This is a genomic window from Bergeriella denitrificans NBRC 102155 (genome assembly GCF_001592185.1).
GTDB classification, from domain to species: domain Bacteria; phylum Pseudomonadota; class Gammaproteobacteria; order Burkholderiales; family Neisseriaceae; genus Neisseria; species Neisseria denitrificans.
The window spans coordinates 1-7,995 of sequence record NZ_BCWL01000094.1; the positions used below are offsets into that span (position 1 = coordinate 1).

General features: G+C 55.5%; 8 protein-coding genes. 5 read left to right on the forward strand and 3 right to left on the reverse strand.

Annotated elements, in window-relative coordinates; genetic code table 11:
• Positions 1-69 precede the first annotated feature (69 nt).
• A complete protein-coding gene (locus BDE01S_RS06295) occupies positions 70-510 on the forward strand; it encodes a PACE efflux transporter (protein WP_066078877.1) in 441 nt (146 codons plus the stop codon).
• A 494-nt stretch (positions 511-1,004) separates the two neighbouring features.
• On the opposite strand, the gene BDE01S_RS06300 is transcribed toward BDE01S_RS06295, so the two are convergent.
• Together BDE01S_RS06300 and BDE01S_RS06305 are read right to left on the reverse strand one after the other, a co-directional pair.
• Complete coding sequence (locus BDE01S_RS06300) at positions 1,005-1,808, reverse strand: basic amino acid ABC transporter substrate-binding protein (protein WP_066078880.1); 804 nt, start codon at positions 1,806-1,808, stop codon at positions 1,005-1,007.
• 69 nt (positions 1,809-1,877) lie between these two features.
• On the reverse strand, positions 1,878-2,129 hold the full coding sequence (locus tag BDE01S_RS06305) for an NGO1151 family protein (protein WP_066078883.1): 252 nt from the start codon (positions 2,127-2,129) through the stop codon (positions 1,878-1,880).
• A 105-nt stretch (positions 2,130-2,234) separates the two neighbouring features.
• Between BDE01S_RS06305 and BDE01S_RS06310 the strand changes: the two genes are divergently transcribed.
• From BDE01S_RS06310 to BDE01S_RS06320, 3 genes are all read left to right on the forward strand, one after another.
• On the forward strand, positions 2,235-3,047 hold the full coding sequence (locus tag BDE01S_RS06310) for a hypothetical protein (RefSeq protein WP_066078886.1): 813 nt from the start codon (positions 2,235-2,237) through the stop codon (positions 3,045-3,047).
• Positions 3,048-3,077: 30 nt separating this feature from the next.
• Positions 3,078-3,566 (forward strand): DUF3465 domain-containing protein, encoded by a 489-nt coding sequence (locus BDE01S_RS06315; protein WP_066078889.1) that lies wholly within the window; start codon positions 3,078-3,080, stop codon positions 3,564-3,566.
• 182 nt (positions 3,567-3,748) lie between these two features.
• Positions 3,749-4,393: a LysE family translocator gene (locus BDE01S_RS06320; protein WP_066078890.1), complete on the forward strand. Its 645-nt coding sequence runs from the start codon at positions 3,749-3,751 to the stop codon at positions 4,391-4,393.
• Positions 4,394-4,481: 88 nt separating this feature from the next.
• On the opposite strand, the gene BDE01S_RS06325 is transcribed toward BDE01S_RS06320, so the two are convergent.
• Positions 4,482-5,543, reverse strand: a complete 1,062-nt coding sequence (locus BDE01S_RS06325) for a sulfate ABC transporter substrate-binding protein (protein WP_066078893.1) — start codon at positions 5,541-5,543, stop codon at positions 4,482-4,484.
• Between the two features lie 183 nt (positions 5,544-5,726).
• On the opposite strand from BDE01S_RS06325, the gene recG reads away from it, so the two are divergent.
• Positions 5,727-7,766, forward strand: coding sequence for an ATP-dependent DNA helicase RecG (gene recG / locus BDE01S_RS06330; protein ID WP_066078896.1), 2,040 nt, complete (start codon positions 5,727-5,729; stop codon positions 7,764-7,766).
• Positions 7,767-7,995 lie beyond the last annotated feature (229 nt).

The following is a 7,995-nucleotide window of genomic DNA, read 5'->3' on the forward strand; positions in this document are numbered from 1 at the left end:
AAATTCAGTTCTTCGACTATAGCGATTAGGTTCGACTATAATGACGCACCAAACCACTCGGGAGAAAAAATGGGACTACGCGGGCGCATTATCCATATGTTGCTGTTTGAACTGGGCGCAGTCGCCGTGGCCACGCTGGCCGTGCTGCTGGCGGGGCATGAAGGCACGCAGGCGGCGGTGGCGATGAATATCAGCATTTCGTTGGTGGCGATGCTGTGGAATTTCGTGTTCAACTGGGGCTTCGATGCCGTATTCACCGGCCGGCGCGAAGCCCGAAGCTGGCGCGTGCGCCTGCTGCAGACGCTGGCTTTCGAGGGCGGGCTGCTGCTGTTTACCGTACCGCTGGTGATGTATTTTCTGGAACTGGGCTGGTGGGCGGCTTTGGTAGCAGACCTCGCGCTGACGCTGCTGATTGTGGTGTATTCCCTGATATTTAACTGGGTGTTCGACCATGCCCGGGCGAGGTTACTGGCACGCGCTCAAGGCGAAAGATATAGTCGTCGAACTTAAATCCTGCTACAGAGTTGGATCGCCTTGCCGACCTACTGCTGCTGAAGCAACAAGTCCGCAGACCCGTACGGTTTGTACTGCCTGTGGTTTGCTAAGTGAACAAAGCCGTCTGAAAAACGGGATTTTCAGACGGCTTTTGATTGGATGGGCCATCAATAGGGGCGCTGACATGGTGTGAATTCGGTAAAGGGTTTGAGCCATTCTTGATATTTCAGCAGTCTATTCCCTCCCCCGTTTTTAACGGGGGAGGGTTGATTTATAGGTCACTTTAGGCCGTCTCCCCCCATCCTAGCCTTCCCCCGTTAAAGACGGGGGAAGGGACAGGTTGCTGAATTGCAATGGGTTCTATATTGCTTAACCTATTGTACTATCCCGAACGCACGTTATATGCTGAAACGCCCCATCCCGTTCGACCCCGGCGCAAAAAAAAACGCCCGGGCGGCGCGGCAGCTTGTGTGCCGGGCGCTCAGGCGGTGCGACCGTATCGGGCCGGATTATTTCGCGCTTTCTTCCGCGAAGTATTTGGCGTGGATTTGGTCGTATTCGCCGCTTTCGCGTACTTTTTTCAGGGCGTCGTTCAGCATGGTTGCGGTGGCGTCGTCGCCTTGGCGGGTTACGATGCCGTAGTGTTCGATATCGAAATCAGGCAGGGTCAGGAAAGACAGGCCTTTGGTGGCGTTGTGTTTCACATAGTTGGCCACGACCGCGCTGTCCAATACCACGGCATCCAGGCCGCCGTTTTCCAGCTCTTTAATCACCAGCGGGTTGGTCTCGAAGCGGGCGATTTTCGGGCTGTCGTTGCCCAGGAGTTTGGAGACGGAGAAGTCGCCGGTGTAGCCGGTGACTACGCCGATTTTATTCAGGTTTTTCAGCTCTTCGGAAGAAGCAATCTGTTTGCCTTCGGGTACGAGCACGACTTGGGTAATTTCAAAGTAAGGGTCGGTGAAGGTCATCGACTGCTTGCGGTCGTCGGTAATGGTGACGCCGGACATCACGATATCCACGTCGCCGTTTTTCAAGGCCGGGAAGAGGCTGTCCCACGGCTGGTGTTTGAATTCGACTTTGAAATCGCCGGCTTTGGCCATCGCGTTCATCAAATCTACGTCGAAGCCTTCGATGTTGCCGCTGGAATCTTGGGATTCAAACGGCGCAAATTCCGCATTCATCGCAACGCGGTACACTTTGCCGCTCTCGGCCGCAGGCGCTGCCGCGCTGCTGTCTTTGCTTTGGCCGCCGCACGCGCCCAGAGCCAGTGCGGAGCAGGCTACGGCTGCCGCAATCCATTTTTTCATGTTCATACAATCATCCTTTGCAATACGGAAAAATTAAGAGGGAATAAACCGCCAGTTTAGCATAAGTCCGCGCGCTCAACGCTCTTTTTCGCGGAAAAAAGCGTAGGTTACGTCGTGGAACAAATCGGTATGCGGGCTGTCTTCGTAGCTCAGCTCCGCCAGCGCGTCTTCAAACGCCAGCTGTATGGATTCCACCACGTCTTGCGCGGTTTCCGGCGGTAGGGCGCGGATCAGGCCTTTGAGCGCGGTGGAGAGCACATGGTTCTGCATCCGCAAAACATCGTTGGCTTCTTCCAAATAATCGAGGCGCTGCTCAATGCTGCTCATGATAGTTCCTTTAGAATCTGTTAGAATATTTCATTATAGCAGACACGCCATGCCGCCGCCTGCTGTTGAACCGTGCCCAACCGATATTGCCCGAGAGCGAACCACATGACCATGCAGAAGCCCGAAGCCGCGCCGCAACACTCTGAAGAAGATTTCAACTGGGAAAGCCGCCTGGAAAAGCTGCGCCAAAACCGCCAGCTCAATACGCCCAACGTGCGCGCGCCTTTAGTCCGCGAATCGGAGGCCGGCCGCCGCTTTGCCGCCGCGCCCAAGCCCGCTGCCGCACGCAAGCCGGACGACAAAATCCGCGACAAAATCCTGCGCGAATATCTGCTCAAATGGCAGGAAGAACACAATGCCGCCGTAGCGGAATCCGGCGAAGCGGTGGAAACCGATGCCATGGTGCTGCTGCAGGAAAACTGGCTCTCCGCCCAAAATGCCCTGCAAACCCAAGTATCCGACAAGCATATCGAATCCAGCCGCAACGTGTGGTACAACCCCAAAAAGCAGAGCGTCGAATTTCCCGCCGCCGAGCCGGAAGACGAAACGCCGTCTGAAGCGCAGCCGCAGCCCGATTTGCTGGCGGAAATCGCCGCCGCCGAAGCCGCTGAGGCCGCCGACAGAGTGCCCGTTACCATCAATATTCTGAACCCGCAGGCCGTCAAACGCCAGGGCGTGTTCTGCCTTTCCGAGCAGGAGCTGACTGAGCGGCTGATTAAACGGATGCGCCCGCACCTGACCGACGCGGTCAACGGCATGATCCGCACCACCCTGCAGAAACAGATGGCGCTGCTGGCCTACCAAGTGCAGCAAACCCTCAGCGAGCAGGCGCCCGATTTGGTGGAAGATGTGTTGACCCACAACCTGCAGCGCGTGTTGGCAGACATTAAAAACGAAATGAAATATAAACAGAAATAAGCCGCCCGCTCACTTTTACGGACACACATCATGAAAAAATGGCTTCTCCTGATTGCGGTTGCCGCCGCGTTTCTCTACCAGCAGTTTACCCCCGTCGGCGGGCAGGCGGAGCAGGGCGCGCGGCAGACAACGGTGCAAACCGATACCCGCAGCGCGGGCAGGCCGTCTGAAAATGCAGACGGCCAATTCGAGCAGATTCTGCAACAGGCTTTTGAAAACCGCCAAAGCGATATTCAGGTCGAAGGCTTCGGGCGGGTGGTGAAAACCCTGCCCGACGACAACAAAGGCAGCCGCCACCAGCGCTTTATCCTCAAACTTTCCAGCGGACAAACCCTGCTGGTTGCCCACAATATCGACCTGGCCGATAAAATCAAAGGTCTGAAAAAAGGCGATACCGTCGGCTTTTACGGCGAATACGAATGGACGGAGCAGGGCGGCGTGATACATTGGACGCACCACGACCCGAAAGGCCGCCATGCCGACGGCTGGCTGGAGCATAACGGCAAGCGTTATCAGTGATACGGTATTGAAACGGTATAAAAAAGCCGTCTGAAAATCAGTGATTTTCAGACGGCTTTTTTTGAGTAGGACAGCTTTGCATTACTCCAACAGAATAACGATAATATCCAAGTGATTGGGGTCTTAAAAATGTCATCATCGGGGTGTAAAATGATTTTTTATCTCATGCAGGACTGGAGGTAATGATGAACGATTGGTTTGCTTATACCATGATTTGCCTGGTGCTCGTGCTTTCTCCGGGCCCGAATACATTTTTGATTTTCAGCACGGCCACCGGCGCGGGGCGCAGGGATGCTTTGATTAAGATTGCGGGATTGGTGGCGGCGACTTATGTGCACGGATTGTTGTCCCTGTTTGGCGTGTCGTTGATTTTATTGCAGTCGCCCACCGCATTTTGGCTGGTTAAAACGACCGGTGCGCTCTATCTGTTTTATTTGGGCGCCAAGTTTGCCTATCAAGCGTGGAACATGACAAAGACCGCCGATTTGCAGCGTACGGCGTCCAATAAACTCAGCTTTGCGGCCAATTTCCGCACCGGATTTACGACCCAAATCCTCAATCCTAAAGTGTCTATGTTTTATGTGGCCGCCTTTCCGCAATTCATTAATTTTAAGGGTAGTTATCCTTATGCCCAAGGCGTGCTGCTGATTAGCATACATGCTTTTACGATTGCGGCGTGGTTTGTGCTGATGACTGTGTGCATCGATAAATTTGCGCGCTATAAAAGCAATTTGGTTTTTTCAAAAATCGCGCTGTATTGCTCTGCGGCGTTTCTGATGTATTTTGCAGGGGTGTTTATCCTCCAGCCTTTGCCGACGCTGGGTTAAAGTCCGGCCTGCGCGTTTGTTTTTTCGAAAAAAAGCCGTCTGAAAATCCATGATTTTCAGACGGCTTTTTCAGTTTCATAACCTTTGGTTATTTTTTCGGCGAAAGCTGGTCAACCAAGCCGCCGTCGGCGAAGTATTTTTTCATGATTTCTTCCCATGTGCCGAATTTCTCGTTGGGCGAGAAGGTTTCGATGGCGGGGAAGTCGGCTTGGTGTTTGGCCAATACTTCGGCATTGCGCGGGCGCAGGTAGAGTTTGGCGGCCAGCTCTTGGGCGGGTTCGCTCCAGAGGTATTCCAGATATTCTTTGGCGGCTTCCTGCGTGCCTTTTTTCTCAACCACGCTGTCCACTACGGCTACGGGGCTTTCGGAGAGAATGGTGTAGCTGGGGTAAACGATTTCAAATTGGTCTTGGGTCAGTTTTTTGCTGACGTGGTTGGCTTCGTTTTCAAAGGTAATCAACACGTCGCCGATGTTGCGCTGGCTGAAGGTGGTGGTGGCTGCGCGGCCGCCGTTTTCAAATACGGGGGCGTTTTTCAGCAGGGCGGAAACAAATTCTTGGGCTTTGGCTTCGTCGCCGTTGCCCGCTTTCAGGCCGTAGCCGTAGGCGCCGAGAAAGGCGTAGCGGCCGTTGCCGGTGGTTTTCGGATTGGCGATGACGATTTGTACGCCGTCTTTGGCCAAGTCGTTCCAGTCTTTAATCTGCTTGGGGTTGCCTTTGCGGACCAGGAAGACGGTGGTGCTGGTAAAGGGTACGGCTTGGTCGGGCAGGCGCTGCGTCCAGTCGCTTTTTACCAGCCCTTTGTTTTCCAGAAGTTCGATGTCGGAGGTTTGGTTCATGGTGACGACGTCGGCAGCCAGGCCGTTGGCAACGGAAAGCGCCTGCTTGCTGGAGCCGCCGTGGGACTGCTGCACGTCGATTTCCGCGCCGTTGTGTTTGGCTTTGTAGGCTTCGATAAACAGCGGGTTGTATTCTTTATAGAAGTCGCGTGCGACATCGTAGGAAACGTTTAAGAGTTTGACGCCGCCTTGATCGGCTGCGGCAGGCGCGGCGGCGGAAGCGGCGGCATCGGCCGGTTTTTCAGACGGCGAGCAGGCGGCCAGGGCGAGCGCGCCGAGGGCAGTCAGGGAAAGGGTGCGGATGGCTTTCATGGGAATACTCCGGAAGGTTATTTTCCGCTACTTTATACGCGGCGGCGGCGAAAGGGAAATAATGTTTGCTTTGGTGTTTATGGATTTTGGTTATAACAGGCCGTCTGAAAAAGAGGGCAAAAGTCTTTTCATCAAAAATCCTTTAAAATAGGCCGTCTGAAAAACCGTTTGCCTGAAGCCGCCATGCTGCCCGTTCACCAGAAACAGCTCAAAATCACCGACGTTTCCGCCAAAAAGCTGGAAAAACTCAACCTGCACACGCCGTGGGACATCGCGCTGCACCTGCCGCTGCGCTACGAAGACGAAACCCACATCATGCCGATTGCCGACGCGCCCGCCGGCACGCCCTGCCAAGTGGAGGGCGAAGTATTGCATCAGGAAGTGCAGTTCAAACCGCGCAGGCAGCTCATCGTGCAGATTGCCGACGGCTCGGGCAGCGTATTGCACCTGCGCTTCATCCACTTTTACGCCAGCCATCAGAAGCAGATGGCGGTGGGCAAACGCATCCGCGCCGTGGGCGAAATCAAACGCGGTTTTTACGGCGACGAAATGATACACCCTAAAATCCGAGACGCCGAAAACAGCGGCCTGGCCGAAAGCCTCACGCCGGTGTATCCCACCGTAAACGGCCTCAACCAGCCCACCTTGCGCCGCATTATTCAGACGGCCTTGGATACCGTTCCGCTGCACGACACCCTGCCCGACGAATTGTTAGGCCGTCTGAAACTGCCGCATCTGGCCGAAAGCCTGCGCCTGCTGCACGCACCGCCGCCGAGCTACACCATCTACCAGCTTTCAGACGGCACGCTTCCCGCGTGGCAGCGGCTCAAATTCGACGAACTTCTGGCGCAGCAATTATCCATGCGCTTGGCGCGGCAAAAGCGCGTCAGCGGTACGGCTAAAGCACTGAAAGGCAACGGAGGACTTTCCGACAAACTCGTTCGCAGCCTGCCCTTCGATCTTACCCGCGCCCAGCAGCGCGTCTTAAGCGAAATCCGCGCCGACCTCGCGCAAACCCACCCCATGCACCGCCTGCTGCAAGGCGATGTCGGCAGCGGCAAAACCATTGTCGCCGCACTTTCCGCGCTCACCGCCATCGAAGCCGGCTATCAAGTCGCCGTGATGGCACCCACCGAAATCCTCGCCGAGCAGCATTACATCAAGTTCAAACAATGGTTCGAGCCCATGGGATTAGCCGTGGCCTGGCTTTCCGGCAGCCAGCGTAAAAAAGAAAAAGAGCAAAACAAAGCCGCCGTTTCAGACGGCCTCGCCCCGATTGCCGTCGGCACGCACGCGCTGTTTCAAGAAGACGTGCAGTTTCAAAACCTCGGCTTAGTCATTGTCGATGAACAACACCGCTTCGGCGTAGCGCAGCGTTTGGCCTTAAAAAACAAAGGCCAAGACGTACACCAACTGATGATGTCGGCCACCCCCATCCCGCGCACGCTGGCCATGAGTTTCTTCGCCGACCTCGACGTCTCCGTGATTGACGAATTGCCGCCCAACCGTACCCCGATTAAAACCCGCCTCGTCAACAACGCCCGCCGCGCCGAAGTCGAAGGCTTCATGTTGAACACCTGCCGCAAAGGGCAGCAGGCCTATTGGGTCTGTCCCCTGATTGAAGAGAGCGAAACCCTGCAACTGCAAACCGCCACCGAAACCCTCGAAGCCCTTCAGACGGCCTTGCCCGAATTATCCGTCGGCCTCGTGCACGGGCGCATGAAAGCCGCCGAAAAAGCCGAAATCATGGCCGAATTTTCCGCAGGCCGTCTGAACGTACTCGTCGCCACCACCGTCATCGAAGTCGGCGTGGACGTACCCAACGCCAGCCTGATGGTCATCGAACACGCCGAACGCATGGGCTTGGCGCAGCTGCACCAACTGCGCGGGCGCGTCGGGCGCGGCGGTGCCGCCAGCCATTGCGTCTTGCTGTTTGCCGAGCCTTTAAGCGAACTGGCCAAAGCACGCCTGAAAGTGATTTACGAACACACCGACGGCTTCGAAATCGCCCGCCAAGACCTCAACATCCGCGGCCCCGGCGAATTCCTCGGCGCACGCCAAAGCGGTGTCCCCATGCTGCGTTTCGCCAACCTCGAAGAAGATTTGCACCTCTTAGAAAAAGCACGCGAAATCGCCCCGCAACTGATTGAACAGCGGCCGGATATCGTGGACGCGCATTTGGATAGGTGGCTGAGCAGTCGGGAAGGGTATTTGGGGGTGTGAGGCCGTCTGAATATTGAGGTAGGGTGCACGCCCCTGCGTGCACGCGTTGGTCGGGTTATTATTGTCAATGCCGTCTGAAAAGTTTTAATATTTTCAGACGGCATTTTGTACAGAACCCATAGAACGCGTGCACGCAGGGGCGTGCACCCTACTAACCGTAACTTGAGTTGCAAACCCAATAAGCCACAATAGATACGAGTATCCGTTGGGATTGTATCCCAACCTACAT

Bases quoted from the DNA above. Each gene is read 5' to 3' on its own strand.
- BDE01S_RS06305 (WP_066078883.1), bottom strand. From the start codon at position 2,129: ATGAGCAGCATTGAGCAGCGCCTCGATTATTTGGAAGAAGCCAACGAT.
- BDE01S_RS06295 (WP_066078877.1), top strand. From the start codon at position 70: ATGGGACTACGCGGGCGCATTATCCATATGTTGCTGTTTGAACTGGGC.
- recG (WP_066078896.1), top strand. From the start codon at position 5,727: ATGCTGCCCGTTCACCAGAAACAGCTCAAAATCACCGACGTTTCCGCC.
- BDE01S_RS06300 (WP_066078880.1), bottom strand. From the start codon at position 1,808: ATGAACATGAAAAAATGGATTGCGGCAGCCGTAGCCTGCTCCGCACTG.
- BDE01S_RS06320 (WP_066078890.1), top strand. From the start codon at position 3,749: ATGATGAACGATTGGTTTGCTTATACCATGATTTGCCTGGTGCTCGTG.
- BDE01S_RS06325 (WP_066078893.1), bottom strand. From the start codon at position 5,543: ATGAAAGCCATCCGCACCCTTTCCCTGACTGCCCTCGGCGCGCTCGCC.
- BDE01S_RS06315 (WP_066078889.1), top strand. From the start codon at position 3,078: ATGAAAAAATGGCTTCTCCTGATTGCGGTTGCCGCCGCGTTTCTCTAC.
- BDE01S_RS06310 (WP_066078886.1), top strand. From the start codon at position 2,235: ATGACCATGCAGAAGCCCGAAGCCGCGCCGCAACACTCTGAAGAAGAT.